Origin of the sequence: Kitasatospora atroaurantiaca (assembly GCF_007828955.1) — a bacterium.
In the GTDB taxonomy this organism is placed as follows: Bacteria; Actinomycetota; Actinomycetes; order Streptomycetales; family Streptomycetaceae; genus Kitasatospora; species Kitasatospora atroaurantiaca.
Genome location: NZ_VIVR01000001.1, coordinates 5,759,459 through 5,776,986, shown reverse-complemented (window position 1 = coordinate 5,776,986; position 17,528 = coordinate 5,759,459). Strand labels below are relative to the sequence as shown.

Here is a 17,528-nt window from a genome sequence, read left to right as displayed (position 1 = left end):
CAGACATGGCCCTTCCGTCAGGCGTTGAAGAGATCCCCGTAGGTCGCCATCGCGGTGGCGATGTCGGCCTGGGCCCAGAACCGGTGGTAGGTGAAGACCGGAGCCGCGCCGCCGTCCAGGTAGGTCTGGACCTTGGCGAAGGACGGGTCGTTCTTGTACCAGGACCGGATTGAGAGGAAGGTGGACGCCGAGTTGACCGGGTCACCGTTCGGCATGGTGCCCGTCCAGCCGGACGGCACCGAGACGGAGTCCTTGAACCGGCTGTAGTCCGTCCGGGTCTCCGGGACGGCGATGCCCAGCGAGTCCTGGTTGTTGGTCCACATGCCGTCCAGCAGCTTCTGCGCCGCCGTCTTCGCTGCCGCGTTGCCGGACTTCGCCGCGTAGTAGGAGAGCAGCTTGGCGTACGAGCCGGCCACACCGACGTCCTTGGTGTAGTCCACCACGCTGACGTGCAGGCCCGCGTTGGCGCCCGGCGAGCCGGCGTTCCAGGTGTCCGGCTTGCCGCTCCAGGCGAGCGTGGACGGGATCTGGTAGCTGCCGTCCGCGTTGAAGGTGGTCTTGGACAGTGCCCAGGTCACCCACTTGTCCAGCACGGCCTTGGCCTTGGCGTCACCGCTCGCGTAGTAGTACTCCGCGACCCGCTCCAGCCCCCAGGCCTGGAAGCCGAACCACTGGTTGCTCGGCGGGTCGTGGTAGACCGGCGCCTCGTCGTAGAACATGCCGTAGAAGGTCGGTGTGCCGGCCGGCGGGGTTGCGTAGCTGCCCTCCCAACTGTTGGTCGCCCCACCGGCGATGGCGCCCTCGTTGGACTGCAGCCACTGGATGAACTCGACCTGCCGGCTCAGGCTGGTGGTCCAGTCCGCCTTCCCGGTGGCCGACTTGGGAGCCATCGCGGCGTCGTTGACCAGGGCGTACGCGGCCATCGGGTTCTGGTAGCCGCCGTGCGCCGCGCTGTCGCCGATCCGCCAGGCCCACCCTGCGCTGGAGTCGGTGGCGCCGCCCCAGGCGTAGTACCAGGAGAGCAGGTAGTGCGAGGCGTCCTTGCCGGTGCCGGCCGCACAGGTGGTGGCGCCGACGCAGTTGCCGATCTTCTTGAAGTACTTGTCGTACATCGAGTAGCGGAGGTAGTCACCCATCTTGCCCGCCTTCGCGACGGTGGCCGACACGCTCGCCCCGTTGCCCTGCGCCTTGGCCCAGGTGTCCGCCCAGTAGGCGGCCTGGACGGCACGGGCGTCCGCGTCCGGGGCGTCGGTGTACTTCCACTGCTTGGCGTACGAGGAGTCCTTGACGAAGAGGTCCAGGTAGCCGTTCTTGCCACCGTAGGCGAACTTGTCGCAGGTCGGCTGCGGGATCGTCTCCCAGACCGACTCCTGGGCGCCGCGCTGGTAGGTGTTGATGTAGGAGGGGCCGGTGTCGCTCGGCCCGGCCTCGCACTTGCCGGGCGCGTTGCCGTAGCCGTACACGTTGTCGACGTCCTGGAGCCAGTGCATGCCGTAGACGTCGCTGGTGCCGTACGCGCCCTGCAGCTCGGCCGCGATCGGGTCGGTGCCGGGCGTGACCGAAGTGTCCAGCTGGGACGGGTAGTCGCTGGGCAGCGGGTGCTCGGGGGCGTAGGTGGCGGGCTTGGACGCGTTGTAGAAGCTGTTGGTCGGCTGGTCGGCGTGGGTGGGGATCATGTACGTCTCCATGAGCGTCCACGCCGCGTTGAACTTGGACCAGTCCTTGGTGACCCTGCCGTACTGGGCCTCCAGCCAGAGCAGGTAGCTGTACGCCTCGGAGGTCGTCTCGTGGCCCTGGTCCGGGGCCTCCACCAGCAGCGTCTCCACCGAGTGGTACGGGATGCCCTCGGGCGAGAAGTAGCCGTTCGCCGGGGCCTTGATCTTGTTGTAGAGCTGCAGGAAGCGGTCGTTGTACACACCGCTGCCGGCCGCGAGTTCGGTCACCGTGACGGTCGAGGCGGTGTAGCCGGTGGCCGAGGAGGTGAAGGTCGCCGCGCCGGTGCTCGCGGCGTCGGCGGTCAGGGTGACGGTCTGCGCCGTCGACCAGTTGGACGGGGTGAAGGTGAGGCTCGCGCCGCCGGTCACGGAGAGACCCGTGTTGCCGGAGGTGCGGGTGGTGGCGACGGTGACGTTGGCGCTGGGCTGTGCGGAGAGCTTCAGAGCGAAGGTGCCGGTCTTGCCCTGGGTCACCGAGACGCTGGTCGGCGCGGCCGAGACGGACGGGCCGGCGGCGACGGTGATGCCCGCCGGCGTGGACTCGCCGGCGGCGCCTGTGCTGTCGTACGCCTTGGCGTAGACCGAGTGGCTGCCGGAGGCCGCGCCCGTCCAGCTGAAGCTGTACGGCGCGGTGGTGTCGGTGGCCAGCAGGGTGGTGTTGTCGTAGAACTCGACCTTGCTGATGGTCGCGCCGTCGGAGGCCGTCGCGGTGGCGGCGAGCGGGACGGCCGCGCCGGCGGCGTAACTCGCGCCTGCCGCCGGGCTGGTGAGCGTGGTGACCGGCGGCTGGTGGGCGCCGGTGCAGGTGGTGCCGTTGACGGCGAAGGCGGTGGGCGCCGCATTGGTGCCGCTGTAGGCGAAGTTGGCGCCCGCACTGACCGATCCGCCGGGCACGATGGTGGCGTTCCAGTCGAGATTGGTGACGCTGATGTTCTTGCCGGACTGGCTCCAGGTGCCACTCCAGCCGCTGCCGGAGAGGGTCTGGTTGCCGGTGTACGCGTAGGTCAGCGTCCAGCCGCTGATCGCGGCGGTGCCCTTGTTGTTGACGGCGACGTTGGCGGTGAAGCCGCTGCCCCAGTCGTTGGTCGTGTAGTCGACCGAGCACTGGAGCGAGGCGGCGGCGGCCGGACCGGCGACGGCGGTGCTCAGGCCGGCTGCGAGCAGGGCGAGCGCGGCGCCGAGCGCGGGCAGCTTGGGGGGTGACATGGCGGCTCCTGCGGGTGGGGGGAGAGTTGCCGGACGCGAGGCATGGCACTCGCAAATGTGGGAGCGCTCCCAAGAATCGACACGCCCTCATGAAGTGTCAAGAGATTGTGCAGCAAGAGAGGTTGGCAAGCTTTCGGCGTCTGGCTATCTTCAACTCGGGCATGTGGGAGCGCGCCCATGAAGCACTCTCAGAAGGAGCCGGACATGTCCGTCCGCGCCACCACCCTGGCCCTGGGATCCGCCCTGGCCGTGGCCGCCGCCGCGACCCTCTCGATGACCGGCGGCAGCGCCTCCGCCGCGACCACCGCCTGCACGGTCGACTACAGCACCAACGACTGGGGCACCGGATTCACCGCCAACGTGAAGATCAACAACCTGGGCACGGCCGCGCTCAACGGCTGGACGCTCACGTACGGCTACACCGGTAACCAGACCCTCTCCGGCAGTGGCTGGAACGGCACCTGGAGCCAGTCGGGCAAAAACGTCACCGTCACCAGTCTCAGCTGGAACGCCACCATCGCGGCCGGCGGATCGGTCACCGCGGGCGCCAACTTCAGCTACAGCGGCGCCAATTCGGCACCGACATCGTTCGCCGTCAACGGCGCGGCCTGCACGGGCGCGACACCTACGCCCACGCCGACTCCGACTCCGACGCCGACGCCGACCGCCACCGCGACGGGCGGCACCGGCACCGCACCCGAGCTGCACGTCTCGGGCAACTCCCTGGTGAACGCCGCCGGTTCGGCGGTGACGCTGCACGGCGTCAACCGCTCCGGCACCGAGTTCATGTGTGTCCAGGGCTACGGGTTCTACGACGGCCCGGTGGACAGCAGCGCGATCGCCGCCATCAAGAGCTGGAAGGTCAACGCCGTCCGCGTCCCGCTCAACGAGGACTGCTGGCTCGGCCAGTCCAACGTCAACCCGGCCTACGCAGGCACCAACTACCGTACGGCGATCACGACCTGGGTGGACGCCCTGCGCGCCAACGGCATCACCCCGATCGTCGAGATGCACTGGAGCCGGGGCCAGTACACCGGCAACTCCGCCGGCTGCTCCGACGTCAACGCGACCTGCCAGAAGCCGATGCCTGGCGCCAACGCGGTACCGTTCTGGACCTCCGTCGCCGACACCTTCAAGGGCAGCACCTCGGTCGTCTTCGACCTGTTCAACGAGCCCTACCCCGACCGCTCCGAGTCCTCCGCCACCCAGGCCTGGCTCTGCTGGCGGGACGGCGGCAGCGCCTGCCCCGGTATCGCCTACACCGTCAGCGGGATGCAGACCCTGGTCAACACCGTCCGGGCGACCGGCGCCAAGAACGTCATCCTGCTCGGCGGCATCGCCTACTCCAACGACCTGAGCCAGTGGCTCACCTACAAGCCCACCGACCCGACCGGCAACCTCGGCGCCGCCTGGCACGTCTACAACTTCAACACCTGTGCCAACGCCTCCTGCTGGAACTCCACCATCGCTCCCGTCGCCGCCCAGGTGCCGCTGATGGCCGGTGAGATCGGCGAGAACACCTGCAGCCACGGCTTCGTCGACCAGGTGATGTCCTGGCTGGACGGCAAGAGGATCTCCTACCTCGGCTGGACCTGGAACACCTGGGACTGCAGCTCCGGGCCGTCCCTGATCACCAACTACGACGGCACCCCGACCGCCTACGGCATCGGCGTGCGCGACCACCTGAAGGCCATCGGCTGATCCCACGCGGTCCGAGTCGGTAGCAGGTCAGAGCCGGTAGCAGGTCACAGCCCGTAGCAGGTCACAGCCGGTACAGGCGCCGGGCGTTGTCCGCCGAGACCAGGCGGGTCAGACGCTCGGCGTCCGCCGCCGAACAGGCGCCGTCCGCCTGCCAGGCCCCCAGCAGCCGGTCCAGGCTGTGCCGGTACTGGGCGGCGCCGACCAGGAAGAGCTCGGGAAGGCCGTACGCGTCGGTGGAGAACAGCAGCTTGCCGAACGGCGCCAGCTCCAGCACCTCGCCGAGCACCGCCGTCGCCCGCGTACCCGTGTACGACACCGCCAGGCCGATGTCCGCGTACACCTGCGGGAAGGCCTGCGCCAGCCAGGCGGCCTGGCGGTGGTACGGGTAGCCGTGCAGCAGCACCAGCGGCACGCCGCTGGGCTCGGCCGCGCGGATGAAGTCGACCAGCAGCGAGGGATCGGCCTGGTGCAGCCGCAGATCCGGGTCGCCGAAGCCGGTGTGGAGTTGCAGCGGCAGGCCCGACTCGAGGGCCGTCCACAGCAGATGGTGCAGCAGCACCGGGTCGGTCAGCCTCTCCCGGGGCCCGCTCAGCCAACGGCCCGCCGCCTTGACCACCTCGGTCCGGGCGGGTCGCTCCGCCGGGACGGCCAGTCCGTGCCGGTAGGCGAGGACGGACTTCACCGCGACGGCGCCGGCCACCGCGCAGGCCGTGTCCAGGGCCTCGCGGACGGCGTCGGGCCAGCCGTGGGCATCCGAGTCCACCCCGGTGGCGACACTCTCCAGCCGTACCACCTCCCGGACCTGGGCTCCCGTGGCGGCGGCGAACTCGGGCAGCGGAAGCAGCGGCCGGCCGATCGCCGTGGTCAGCCCGGTGTCCACCAGGCAGTGCGCCAGACCGGCCTCCGCGAGCAGCCGACGGGTGGCCTCCACCGGGCCGAGCTCCGCACGGCGGGCCAGGTACTCCTCGGGTCCGGTGTGCTCGGGCAGGTCGAGGGCAGGCGGGCACCAGCGGCGCACGGCGAGGCCCAGTGCGCTGTCGAAGGGCGAGGTGCCGGGCGCGGGCAGGCGGTCCGACTCGGTGAGCAGGGAGGCGAAGGCGTCCATGCCCAGGTCGGCGACGACCACGCTGTGGCAGTGCTGGTCGGTGAGCAGCATGGTCAGTACCGCCACCTGGTCGCGGCGATGATCTCCTCGGCGCTGCGCCCCTCGAAGAGCTCGGCCTCCGCGCGCCGCACCGCGAGCACCGCCGCGTACAGCTGAGCGCCGAGCGCCTCGCGCAGCATCACGGACTTCTCGTACGCGTCGAGGGCCTCCGGCAGGGCGGTGGGCAGCCGCTCGACCGTGCCGAGGGCCGCAGGGTCGCCGTGCACCTCGGCCGGCAGGCCGTGACCGGCGTCGAGGCCGGCCAGTCCGGCCGCGAGCACCCCGCCGACCGCCAGGTACGGGTTGGCCGCGCCGTCGAAGCACTTGATCTCGGCGTTGGCCTGCGCGCCGGTCGAACCGGTGATCAGCCGCAGCGCGGCCTCCCGGTTCTCCAGGCCCCAGCAGCGGTAGGCGCCCGCCCAGCGCGAGGGCACCAGGCGCAGGTAGCTGGCCACGCTCGGTGCGCCGAGCGCGAGCAGCGCGGGCAGCTGGGCGAGTACGCCCGCGAGGAAGCTCTCGGCCTCCGACCGGAGGCCGTACGGTCCTGAGCCGCCCTCGCCCAGGTTCTGGCCGTCGCGCCAGAGGCTGAGGTGCAGGTGGGCGCCGCTGCCGACGCCGTCCGCCGAGATCGCCGGCGCGAACGAGGCGCGCAGGCCGTGGCGAACCGAGACCGCCCGTACGGTGTGCCGGACGAGCACCGCCGTGTCGGCGGCCTCGACCGGCCCTTCGGCGGCGAGGGACACCTCGAACTGCCCCGGGGCGTACTCGGGGTGGATCTGAAGGACGGTCAACTCCTGCTCGGTGAGCGCCCGCAGTACGTCGCGCAGATAGTCCGAGAGATCGGTGACGCGGTGCATCCCGTACGCCGGGCCGTCGGTGGGCGGTGCGCCGGCCGCGTCGGTGACGACCCACTCGACCTCGATCCCGGCCCGCACCGCGAGGCCGCGCCGCTCCAGCGCCTCGGCCATCCGGCGGGCGAAGCGGCGCTGGCAGCCTGGGTGCGGCGTACCGTCCTGGGCGTACCGGTCGACCGGCGCCCACGCCCAGCCGGGCTGCGCGGCCAGCCGGGACAGCCGGGACAGGTCGGGGACGAGGCGGAGGTCGCCGTCGGGGCCGTGGCTGAACGGGCTGCTGGTCATCGAATCGTCGACCAGGAAGACGTCGAAGCAGGGCGAGGCGCCGACACCCCACTCGGCCGCGTGCTCCAGCTGCCGCACGGGAACGGCCTTCGCCCGGGTGATCCCGGCGTTGTCCACCCAGCCGAGCACCACCCCGTCGACGCCCTCGGCGCCCAACCGGGCGGCCGCGAGCCGGGCCTGCGAGGCGCGCTCCGCGCGGGGTTGCGTGGTGCTCATGCCCTCATGCTGCCCGGTCGCCCAGCGTGAGAACCGTCTGCCACACCGTGAGGGACATCCGGTGGATCTGCCGGTGTGGCGCAGGTCACAAACCTTTCCGAAATATCCGGGGATCGGCTCCCCGTTTACCCCTGTGTTCGCAGATCCGGGGAGACAGTCCCCGGAACACACCCCGAAGGGAGCCCGACCCATGACCGTTGCCGCGATGACCGACGCCAAGCCGGCCGCGCCCCGGCTCAGGGCCGACGCCTCCCGTAACCGGGCGCGGATCATCACCGCCGCCCGCGAGGCCTTCGTCGAGCACGGCGCGGACGTGCCGCTCGACGAGATCGCCCGCCGCGCCGGGGTGGGCAACGCGACGCTGTACCGGAACTTCGCGGACCGCCGCGAGCTGATCCACCACGTGACGCTCTCGGTGATGACCCGCGTGCTCGACCACGCCGCAGTCGCCGTGGCCGAGGAGCCCGACCCGTTCGAGGCCGTCAGCCGCTTCGCGCACGCCGCGGCCGACGAGCGGATCGGCGCGCTCTGTCCGCTGCTCTCCGACCACATCGACAGGACGGACCCCACGCTGGAGGAGACCCGCGTCGAGCTGGAGCGGACGGTCACCGAGCTGATCGTCCGTGCCCAGCAGGCCGGCCGGCTCCGTACCGATGTCGGTCCCGGTGACTTCATGGTCGCCGTCACCCAGCTGACCCGCCCGCTTCCCGGCACCGACTGCCTGGACCTCGAGCAGTTCGTCCACCGCCACCTGCAGCTGTTCCTGGACGGCCTGCAGGCGCCGGCCCGATCTCCGCTGCCCGGTCGCGCCGCGGCCATGGAGGACCTCAAGCGTCACCACTGACCCGTAACCCCCCCGGACCTCGCACCCCTGCACCGCTCTCGTACGTAAGTGGGTACCCCCATGTCTGAAACCGCCCTGCAGCCGGATCCCCGGCGCTGGAAAGCCCTGATCTTCATCGGCCTCGCACAGCTGATGGTCGTGCTCGACGCGACCGTCGTGAACATCGCCCTCCCCTCCGCCCAGGCCGATCTCGGCATCTCCGACGCCAACCGCCAGTGGGTGATCACCGCCTACGCGCTCGCCTTCGGCGGCCTGCTGCTCTTCGGCGGCCGGATCGCGGACCTCTGGGGACGCCGGCGCACCTTCATCGTCGGCCTGGTCGGCTTCGCCGCCGCCTCGGCGCTCGGCGGCGCCGCCGCGAACACCGCGATGCTGCTCGGCTCGCGGGCCCTGCAGGGCGTGTTCGGCGCACTGCTCGCCCCGGCGGCGCTCTCGCTGCTCGCGGTGATGTTCACCGAGGCCAAGGAGCGCGCCAAGGCGTTCGGCATCTACGGCGCGATCGCCGGCGGTGGCGGTGCCATCGGTCTGATCCTGGGCGGCCTGCTCACCGAGTACCTGAACTGGCGCTGGACCTTCTTCGTCAACATCCCGTTCGCCGTGGTCGCCGCCCTCGGTGCGGTGCTGGTGATCCGCGAGCCCGCCGAGGGCCGCAACCGCAACCGCCTCGACATCCCCGGCGTTCTGCTGGTCACCACCGGCCTGGTCTCCCTGGTGTACGGCTTCACCCGCGCCGAGACGGACGGCTGGACGTCCGGCATCACCCTCGGCCTGTTCGTCGCCTCGGCGGTGCTGCTGGCCGCGTTCGTCCTGGTCGAGAGCAAGGTCAAGGCCCCGCTGCTGCCGCTGCGGGTGATCCTGGACCGCAACCGGGGCGGCGCCTACCTGTCGCTGGGTATGGCCGTGATCGGGATGTTCGGGCTCTTCCTCTTCCTGACGTACTACCTGCAGAAGGTGCTCGACTACAGCCCGGTGCTCACCGGCGTGGCGTTCCTGCCGATGGTCGCGGGCATGATCACGGGCTCGACCCAGATCGGCGCCCGGCTGATGACCCGGGTCGCCCCGCGCTACCTGATGGCGCCCGGCTTCCTGGTCGCCTCGGCCGGCCTGCTGATCCTCACCCAGATCAAGGTCGACAGCTCGTACCCCGCGCTGATCCTGCCCGGCCTGATCCTGATGGGCCTGGGCATGGGCACCGCGTTCATGCCGGCCATGAGCCTGGCCACGCACGGCGTCCAGCCGCGCGACGCCGGTGTCGCCTCCGCGATGGTGAACACCTCGCAGCAGGTCGGCGGCGCGATCGGCACGGCCCTGCTGGCCACCATCGCCAACAGCGCCGCCACGGCGTACGCGAAGGCGCACCAGGTCGGACCGACGTCCCCGAAGCTGGCGCAGGCGCAGACCATGGTGCACAGCTTCTCCACCGCGATCTGGTGGTCCTTCGGGATCCTGGTGCTGGCCTCCGCCATCGCCGGCATCCTGATCAACACCGGCCACCAGGGCGGCCACACCGTGGCCGAGGGCGCCACCGAGGACAACGCCGTCCCGGTGCTGGTGCACTGACCCGAGCGGTACCGAAGCCCCCGCTTCCCGGGAAGCGGGGGCTTCGTCATGTCCGCACCCTTCCTACTTGGCGGTAACTTCGCTACAGTGACCGCACGCACCACCGCTGGGCTTCGGGAGCCGCACCAGCGGGGCCGCCGCACGACCGTGCCATCGCACGTCTCCGCGGCAGGGCAGGGTGTTTGCTCTCCTCTTCTCATCGCAGCGTGTCAGCGTCGCTTCACTTCACTCAGAGCGCCTGAGCACCACGGCACACCCGCAGCACGGCCGGAGCGGACCGGCCCGCCGCGCGGTGCCGCAACCGTCATCACTTCTCCCCCGCGCCGCCGTACCCTCCTCCCGCGTACCGACGTACCGCCCCTCGACGACGAGCCGGCCGGTCGGCACGGGAGCGCGGCGCGGGGCCCATGACAAGGAGTCAGGACAATGGAGCGTCCCTTCCCCACCGTCGCCGTGGTCGGCCTCGGCACCATGGGTGCCGGTATCGCCGTCGCCATCGCGCAGAGCGGCCGCCGGGTGATCGGCATCGAGGCCGACGCCGACACCGCCGCCCGGGCCCTGGCCCGGATCGAGGAGGCCACCGCGCACGCCGTGCAGCGCGAGCGGATCACCGCCGAGGAGCGCACCGCGCTGCTGGGCCTGATCTCGGTCGGCGACCAGCTGGACGCCGCCGCGACCGCCGAGCTGGTGATCGAGGAGGTCCCCGAGCAGCTGGAGCTCAAGCGCGAGATCTTCGCCGAGCTGGACCGGATCTGCCCGCCGGAGACGGTGCTGGCGACCGGTACCACCGCGCTCTCGGTGACCCGGATCGCCGCCGCCACCTCCCGCCCCGAGCGGGTGCTGGGCCTGCACTTCTTCAACCCGGTGCACACCATGAAGCTGGTCGAGGTGGTCCGCACGGTGCTGACTGCCCCTCAGGTGGCCGAGGACGCCGCCGCCTTCGCCCGCGACCTGGGCAAGGAGCCGGTCGCGGCCGGCGACCGGGCCGGCTTCGTGGTCAACGGCCTGCTGTTCGCGTACCTCAACCAGGCCGCGGCGATGTTCGAGTCCAAGTACGCGACCCGCGAGGACATCGACGCCGCGATGCGGCTCGGCTGCGGCCTGCCGATGGGCCCGCTGGCCCTGCTCGACCTGATCGGCGTCGACACCGCGCGCACCGTGCTGGAGGCGATGTACGAGCAGTCCAAGGACCGCCTGCACGCCCCCGCCCCGATCCTCGGCCAGCTGGTCGCCGCCGGCCTGCTGGGCCGTAAGTCCGGGCGCGGTTTCTACACGTACGAGGCCCCGGGCTCGTCCAAGGTGGTCGCCGAGGCGGCCGGCACGGCGGCGGCCCGCGTGCCGGGCCGTGAGATCCGCAGCATCGGCGTCTGCGGCTCGGGCACCATGGCCACCGGCATCGCCGAGGTCTTCGCCAAGGCGGGGTACCAGGTGCTGCTCACCGCCCGCAGCCAGGACAAGGCCGACCGCGCCAGGACGCAGCTCGCCAAGTCGCTGGCGCGCTCGGTCGAGAAGGGCCGGCTCACCCAGGAGCAGAGCGACACGGCGCTGGCCCTGGTCACCCCGACCGGCCGGTACACCGACCTGGCCGAGGCCGACCTGGTGGTCGAGGCGGTGGCCGAGGACCTCGCGGTCAAGCGCGAGCTGTTCGCGACCCTGGACAAGATCTGCAAGCCCGGTGCGGTGCTCGCCACCACCACCTCCAGCCTGCCGGTGATCAGCTGCGCGACCGCGACCTCGCGGCCGCAGGACGTGATCGGCATGCACTTCTTCAACCCGGCCCCGGCGATGAAGCTGGTCGAGGTCGTCTCGACCGTGCTGACCTCCACGGACGTCACCTCGACCGCGCTGGAGCTGTGCGGCAAGGTCAAGAAGCACGCCGTGGAGTGCGGCGACCGGGCGGGCTTCATCGTGAACGCGCTGCTCTTCCCGTACCTCAACGACGCCGTGCGGATGCTCCAGGAGCACTACGCCACGGTGGACGACATCGACACCGCGATGAAGCTCGGCTGCGGCTACCCGATGGGCCCGTTCGAGCTGCTCGACGTGGTCGGCCTGGACGTGTCGCTGACCATCGAGCAGGTGCTGCACCAGGAGTTCCGAGAGCCCGGTCTGGCGGCCGCGCCGCTGCTGGAGCACCTGGTGGCGGCGGGTTGCCTGGGCCGCAAGACGGGCCGTGGCTTCCGAGACCACGCACGCCGATGACCAGCCTGCCGATGGGCGGCCCTCCCCTGGGCGACCCGAGAAGCGGGCCGGGAACCGGCGCCCGGGGCGGCCCTCTGCGGCCGGCCTGGACCCCTCCGGCGGTCTCGTCCCGCTGGCCCCGGCCGACGCCGGCCGGCCCGGTGGCACCCGTGCGCAGGCCAAAGGCGGCAACCGTGGCACCCGGTGCGAGTAGGGTTCCGGGCATGGATCGGGATCAGTCATCCGCGGAGCAGCAGGACGCCGTACGGCCGGCCACCGAGGCGGGCGCGGGCAACCGGCGGGCGGCCGCCCAGCGGCAGCAGATGCGCCAGGACCTCGCCAAGGCCGCCATGGAGCTGTTCGCCACCCAGGGGTACGAGGAGACGACGGTCGATCAGATCGCCGCCGAGGCCGGGGTGGCCCGGCGGACCTTCTTCCGGTACTTCCGGTCGAAGGAGGAGGCGATCTTCCCCGACCACGACGACACCCTGGTCCGGGTCGCCGACCTGCTGGCGAGCGCCGAGTCCGACGAGCACCCGCTGGACGTGGTCTGCCGGGGCATCAAGGAGGTGCTCCGGATGTACGCCTCCACGCCCGGGGTCTCGGTGGCCAGGTACCAGCTGATCCGCCAGGTGCCCGCGCTGCGCGAGCGCGAGATCGCGGTGGTGTCCCGGTACGAGCGGCTGTTCACCCGGTACCTGCTGGGCCGCTTCGACGCGGCCGAGGAGATCCCGCCGGGCTGGCAGCGCGGCGGGGACGACGACTCGATGCTGGCCGAGGTCTCGGCGGCGGCGGTCGTCGCGGCGCACAACCACGTGCTGCGGCGCTGGCTGCGGGCCGGCGGCCTCGGCGACGTGGAGGCTCAGCTGGACCACTCCTTCGAGGTGATCCGCGGGACGTTCTGGGCGACCGCTCCGAGCGGTGTGCGGCGACGCGGTGCGCTTGTGGCACCCGGTGCCAGTGGTGACACCGTGTCGTCGTTCGAGGCGGCTGCCGTGAGCGCACTCAGTGCCAGCCCGGGGGGTGAGGTACTCATCACAGTGGCCCGTACCGACGCCCCGCTGGACCTCGTGGTGGACCGGATCCGGGCCGCCCTGACGGAGGCAAAAGCAAGCTAGACCGGCCTGTTTCAGCAGGTCAGAGCAGCGATGAAGGCCCGTCCCGCAGTCGCGGGGCGGGCCTTTCACATGCCGCTCGACGAGCGGTCGAACAGTAGTCGGGTTCACACTAATTGATGACACCCGGTGTCTTTACGAGTGGCACAGGGTGCCACTAGCTTGTTACCCACCAGTCGCGGCGCCGCGGCTCCCCACCTCGGCGCGCCGTGTCGGGCGCGACACCACCACCCGTCGCAGCACCACCCGTCGCAGTACCGAATCCCACCCACAGACCGACAGCGAAGCCGGTGTCCGCTCCCGGCTCCCCCAGACGCCCTGTGCCCCTCACACAGGTACGCCTTCGGAGGCAGCCATGAAGGAAATCCTCGACGCGATCCTCAGCTCCGACAGCACCGCGGCGGATTTCGCCGCGCTCAAGCTGCCGGAGTCCTACCGGGCGGTGACGCTCCACAAGGACGAGGAGCAGATGTTCGCCGGCCTCGACAGCCGCGACAAGGACCCTCGCAAGTCCCTTCACCTCGACGATGTCGCGCTCCCCGAGCTCGGCCCGGGCGAGGCACTGGTCGCCGTCATGGCCAGCGCAGTGAACTACAACACCGTGTGGAGCTCGATCTTCGAGCCGGTCTCGACCTTCGGCTTCCTGGAGCGGTACGGCCGCCTGTCGCCGCTCACCAAGCGCCACGACCTGCCGTACCACGTCGTCGGCTCCGACCTGGCGGGCGTGGTGCTGAGGACGGGCGCCGGCGTCAACGCCTGGAAGCCGGGCGACGAGGTCGTCGCGCACTGCCTCTCCGTCGAGCTGGAGAGCTCCGACGGCCACAACGACACGATGATGGACCCCGAGCAGCGCATCTGGGGCTTCGAGACCAACTTCGGCGGCCTCGCCCAGCTTGCTCTCGTCAAGACCAACCAGCTGATGCCCAAGCCGGCCCACCTCACCTGGGAGGAGGCCGCCTCCCCCGGTCTGGTCAACTCCACCGCGTACCGCCAGCTGGTCTCGCGCAACGGCGCGGGCATGAAGCAGGGCGACAACGTGCTGATCTGGGGCGCCAGCGGCGGGCTCGGCTCGTACGCCACCCAGTACGCGCTGGCCGGCGGCGCCACCCCGATCTGCGTGGTCTCCAACGACCAGAAGGCCGAGATCTGCCGGGCGATGGGCGCCGAGGCGATCATCGACCGCAGCGCCGAGGGCTACAAGTTCTGGAAGGACGAGAACACCCAGGACCCGCGCGAGTGGAAGCGCCTCGGCGGCCGCATCCGCGAGCTGACCGGCGGCGAGGACGTGGACATCGTCTTCGAGCACCCGGGCCGTGAGACCTTCGGCGCCTCGGTGTACGTGACCCGCAAGGGCGGCACCATCGTCACCTGTGCCTCGACCTCGGGCTACATGCACCAGTACGACAACCGCTACCTGTGGATGTCGCTGAAGAAGATCGTCGGCTCGCACTTCGCCAACTACCGCGAGGCGTGGGAGGCCAACCGCCTGGTCTCCAAGGGCAAGATCCACCCGACCCTGTCGAAGGTCTACTCCCTCGACCAGACCGGCCAGGCCGCGCTCGACGTGCACCACAACAAGCACCAGGGCAAGGTCGGCGTGCTCTGTCTGGCCCCGTCCGAGGGCCTGGGCGTGCGCGATGCCGAGCTGCGAGAGAAGCACCTGCCGGCGATCAACCGCTTCCGGGACATCTAATGAGTGATCAGAAGCGTGACCGTCCCTGGCTGATGCGTACCTATGCAGGCCACTCGACCGCCAGCGACTCCAACGCGCTGTACCGGAAGAACCTCGCCAAGGGCCAGACCGGGCTCTCGGTGGCCTTCGACCTGCCGACCCAGACGGGTTACGACTCCGACCACATCCTCGCCCGCGGCGAGGTCGGCCGGGTCGGCGTCCCGGTGGGTCACGTCGGGGACATGCGCACCCTGTTCGACGGCATCCCGCTCGAGCAGACCAACACCTCGATGACGATCAACGCCACCGCGATGTGGCTGCTGGCGCTCTACCAGGTGGTCGCCGAGGAGCAGGGCGCGGACATCGCCAAGCTCACCGGCACCACCCAGAACGACATCGTCAAGGAGTACCTGTCGCGCGGGACGCACGTCTTCCCGCCCGGCCCCTCGGTGCGCCTGATCACCGACATGATCGCCTACACGGTCGGCAACATCCCCAAGTGGAACCCGATCAACATCTGCAGCTACCACCTGCAGGAGGCCGGGGCCACCCCGGTCCAGGAGATCGCGTACGCGATGTGCACCGCGATCTCCGTCCTCGACGCCGTCCGCGACTCCGGCCAGGTGCCGGCCGAGCGGATGGGCGAGGTGGTCGCCCGGATCTCCTTCTTCGTGAACGCGGGCGTCCGGTTCGTCGAGGAGATGTGCAAGATGCGCGCCTTCGCCCAGCTCTGGGAGAAGGTCACCCTGGAGCGGTACGGCATCCAGGACGCCAAGCAGCGCCGCTTCCGCTACGGCGTCCAGGTCAACTCGCTCGGCCTCACCGAGGCGCAGCCGGAGAACAACGTCCAGCGGATCGTGCTGGAGATGCTCGCCGTCACGCTCTCCAAGGACGCCCGCGCGCGTGCCGTCCAGCTCCCCGCGTGGAACGAGGCGCTCGGCCTGCCCCGCCCGTGGGACCAGCAGTGGTCGCTGCGGATCCAGCAGGTGCTGGCCTACGAGTCCGACCTGCTGGAGTACGGCGACATCTTCAACGGCTCCGAGGTGATCGAGGCCAAGACCGCCGAGCTGCTCGCCGGTGCCGAGGCGGAGATCGCCAAGGTGCTGGAGATGGGCGGGGTCATCCCGGCCGTCGAGTCCGGCTACCTCAAGTCCAATCTGGTGTCGTCCCACGCGGCCCGCCGCGCGCGGATCGAGTCCGGCGAGGACAAGATCGTCGGGGTGAACTGCTTCGACACCACCGAGGAGAGCCCGCTCACCGCCGACCTCGACACCGCCATCATGGTGGTCGACCCGGCCTCCGAGCAGTCCGTGCTGAGCGCCCTCCACACGTGGCGCGAGGGGCGTGACGAGGCGGCCGTCCAGGTGGCCCTCGAGCAGCTCAAGGCGACCGCTCTCACCACCGACAACCTGATGCCGGCCACGCTCGCCTGCGCCCGTGCCGGCGTCACCACCGGGGAGTGGTCCTTCGCCCTGCGCGACGTCTTCGGCGAGTACCGCGCCCCCACCGGCGTCGGTGGCGCCCCGGTCGCGGTGGCGGCCGAGCCGGGCGGCGAGCTCGCCGCCGTCCGTGAGGCGGTGGCCGCCACGGCCGCCGAGCTCGGGGCCGGCAAGCTGCGCCTGCTGGTCGGCAAGCCCGGCCTGGACGGGCACTCCAACGGCGCCGAGCAGATCGCCGTCCGGGCCCGCGACGCCGGGTTCGAGGTGGTCTACCAGGGCATCCGCCTGACGCCCGAACAGATCGTCTCCGCCGCCGTGGCGGAGGACGTGCACTGTGTGGGCCTGTCGATCCTCTCGGGCGCCCATCCCGAGCTGGTGCCGGACGTCCTGCACCGCCTGAGGCGAGCAGGGGTGGAGGATGTGCCAGTGATCGTTGGTGGCATCATCCCGGCAGCGGACGGCGAGGCCCTCAAGGCCGCCGGAGTCGCCGCCGTCTTCACCCCGAAGGACTTCGGCATCACCACCATCATCGGCCGGATCGTGGACGAGATCCGGCTCGCCAACAGGCTCCAGCCTTGGGCCGCGGCCCCCACCACCGCGACCAGCTGACCCGGAAGGAACGAACCACCTCATGACCTCCGTCAACCGGCTCCGCCCCCGCCGTTCCTGCCTGGCCGTACCCGGCAGCAACCCGCGATTCCTGGAGAAGGCGCAGGGCCTGCCCGCCGACCAGGTCTTCCTCGACCTGGAGGACGCCTGCGCCCCCCTGGTCAAGGAGAGCGCCCGCCACAACATCGTGGACGCCCTGAACAACGGCGACTGGGGCAAGAAGACCAAGGTCGTCCGGGTCAACGACTGGACCACCCACTGGACGTACCGCGACGTGATCACGGTCGTCGAGGGCGCCGGCCCGAACCTGGACTGCATCATGCTGCCCAAGGTCCAGGACGCCACCCAGGTCAAGGCGCTCGACCTGCTGCTGACCCAGATCGAGAAGACCATGGGCTTCGAGGTCGGCAAGATCGGCATCGAGGCGCAGATCGAGAACGCCAAGGGCCTGGTGAACGTCGACGAGATCGCCGCCGCCTCGCCGCGCCTGGAGACCATCATCTTCGGCCCGGCCGACTTCATGGCCTCGATCAACATGAAGACCCTGGTGGTCGGCCAGCAGCCCCCCGGCTACCCGGCGGACGCCTACCACTACATCCTGATGCGCATCCTGATGGCCGCCCGCATGCACGACCTGCAGGCCATCGACGGCCCCTACCTGCAGATCCGCAACCAGGAGGGCTACCGCGAGGTGGCCGGCCGCGCCGCCGCCCTGGGCTTCGACGGCAAGTGGGTCCTCCACCCGGACCAGGTCGCCGCCGCGAACGAGATCTTCTCGCCCTCGCAGGAGGACTACGACCACGCCGAGCTGATCCTGGACGCCTACGACTGGTGCACCTCGGAGGCCGGTGGCAAGAAGGGCTCCGCGATGCTCGGCGACGAGATGATCGACGAGGCCAGCCGCAAGATGGCACTGGTCATCGCGGGCAAGGGCCGCGCCGCGGGCATGGAGCGCACCACCAAGTTCGAGATCCCGGAGGCGTGATC

General features: G+C 70.7%; 11 protein-coding genes. 8 read left to right on the top strand and 3 right to left on the bottom strand.

Annotated features, from left to right (window positions below; translation table 11 throughout):
* Positions 1-17 precede the first annotated feature (17 nt).
* Entirely contained in the window at positions 18-2,921 is a 2,904-nt protein-coding gene (locus FB465_RS26060) for a glycoside hydrolase family 48 protein (protein ID WP_145794336.1), read from the bottom strand.
* A gap of 177 nt (positions 2,922-3,098) precedes the next feature.
* Between FB465_RS26060 and FB465_RS26055 the strand changes: the two genes are divergently transcribed.
* Positions 3,099-4,622, top strand: a complete 1,524-nt coding sequence (locus tag FB465_RS26055) for a cellulase family glycosylhydrolase (RefSeq protein WP_425461216.1) — start codon at positions 3,099-3,101, stop codon at positions 4,620-4,622.
* Between the two features lie 61 nt (positions 4,623-4,683).
* On the opposite strand, the gene FB465_RS26050 is transcribed toward FB465_RS26055, so the two are convergent.
* Together FB465_RS26050 and FB465_RS26045 are read right to left on the bottom strand one after the other, a co-directional pair.
* Positions 4,684-5,793, bottom strand: a complete 1,110-nt coding sequence (locus tag FB465_RS26050) for an amidohydrolase family protein (RefSeq protein ID WP_246192843.1) — start codon at positions 5,791-5,793, stop codon at positions 4,684-4,686.
* On the bottom strand, positions 5,781-7,121 hold the full coding sequence (locus tag FB465_RS26045) for a type I glutamate--ammonia ligase (protein WP_145794333.1): 1,341 nt from the start codon (positions 7,119-7,121) through the stop codon (positions 5,781-5,783). Before FB465_RS26045 ends, FB465_RS26050 begins: the two co-directional genes overlap by 13 nt.
* A 190-nt stretch (positions 7,122-7,311) precedes the next feature.
* Here FB465_RS26045 and FB465_RS26040 point away from each other — a divergent pair, with 190 nt between their 5' ends.
* The 7 genes from FB465_RS26040 (at position 7,312) to FB465_RS26010 (ending at position 17,526) form a co-directional block, all read left to right on the top strand.
* Complete coding sequence (locus FB465_RS26040; protein ID WP_145794332.1) at positions 7,312-7,965, top strand: TetR/AcrR family transcriptional regulator; 654 nt, start codon at positions 7,312-7,314, stop codon at positions 7,963-7,965.
* Positions 7,966-8,025: 60 nt separating this feature from the next.
* Positions 8,026-9,525, top strand: coding sequence for an MFS transporter (locus FB465_RS26035; RefSeq protein WP_145794330.1), 1,500 nt, complete (start codon positions 8,026-8,028; stop codon positions 9,523-9,525).
* A gap of 426 nt (positions 9,526-9,951) precedes the next feature.
* The gene (locus FB465_RS26030; RefSeq protein WP_145794328.1) at positions 9,952-11,727 is read left to right on the top strand and encodes a 3-hydroxyacyl-CoA dehydrogenase family protein; all 1,776 of its coding nucleotides are present in this window, start codon (positions 9,952-9,954) and stop codon (positions 11,725-11,727) included.
* A 203-nt stretch (positions 11,728-11,930) separates the two neighbouring features.
* Positions 11,931-12,824, top strand: coding sequence for a TetR family transcriptional regulator (locus tag FB465_RS26025; RefSeq protein WP_145794327.1), 894 nt, complete (start codon positions 11,931-11,933; stop codon positions 12,822-12,824).
* A 352-nt stretch (positions 12,825-13,176) separates the two neighbouring features.
* Positions 13,177-14,514, top strand: coding sequence for a crotonyl-CoA carboxylase/reductase (gene ccrA / locus FB465_RS26020; RefSeq protein ID WP_145794325.1), 1,338 nt, complete (start codon positions 13,177-13,179; stop codon positions 14,512-14,514).
* Complete coding sequence (locus FB465_RS26015; protein ID WP_145794323.1) at positions 14,514-16,541, top strand: protein meaA; 2,028 nt, start codon at positions 14,514-14,516, stop codon at positions 16,539-16,541. Before ccrA ends, FB465_RS26015 begins: the two co-directional genes overlap by 1 nt.
* A gap of 22 nt (positions 16,542-16,563) precedes the next feature.
* On the top strand, positions 16,564-17,526 hold the full coding sequence (locus FB465_RS26010) for an HpcH/HpaI aldolase/citrate lyase family protein (RefSeq protein ID WP_145794321.1): 963 nt from the start codon (positions 16,564-16,566) through the stop codon (positions 17,524-17,526).
* The last annotated feature ends 2 nt before the right edge of the window (positions 17,527-17,528 follow it).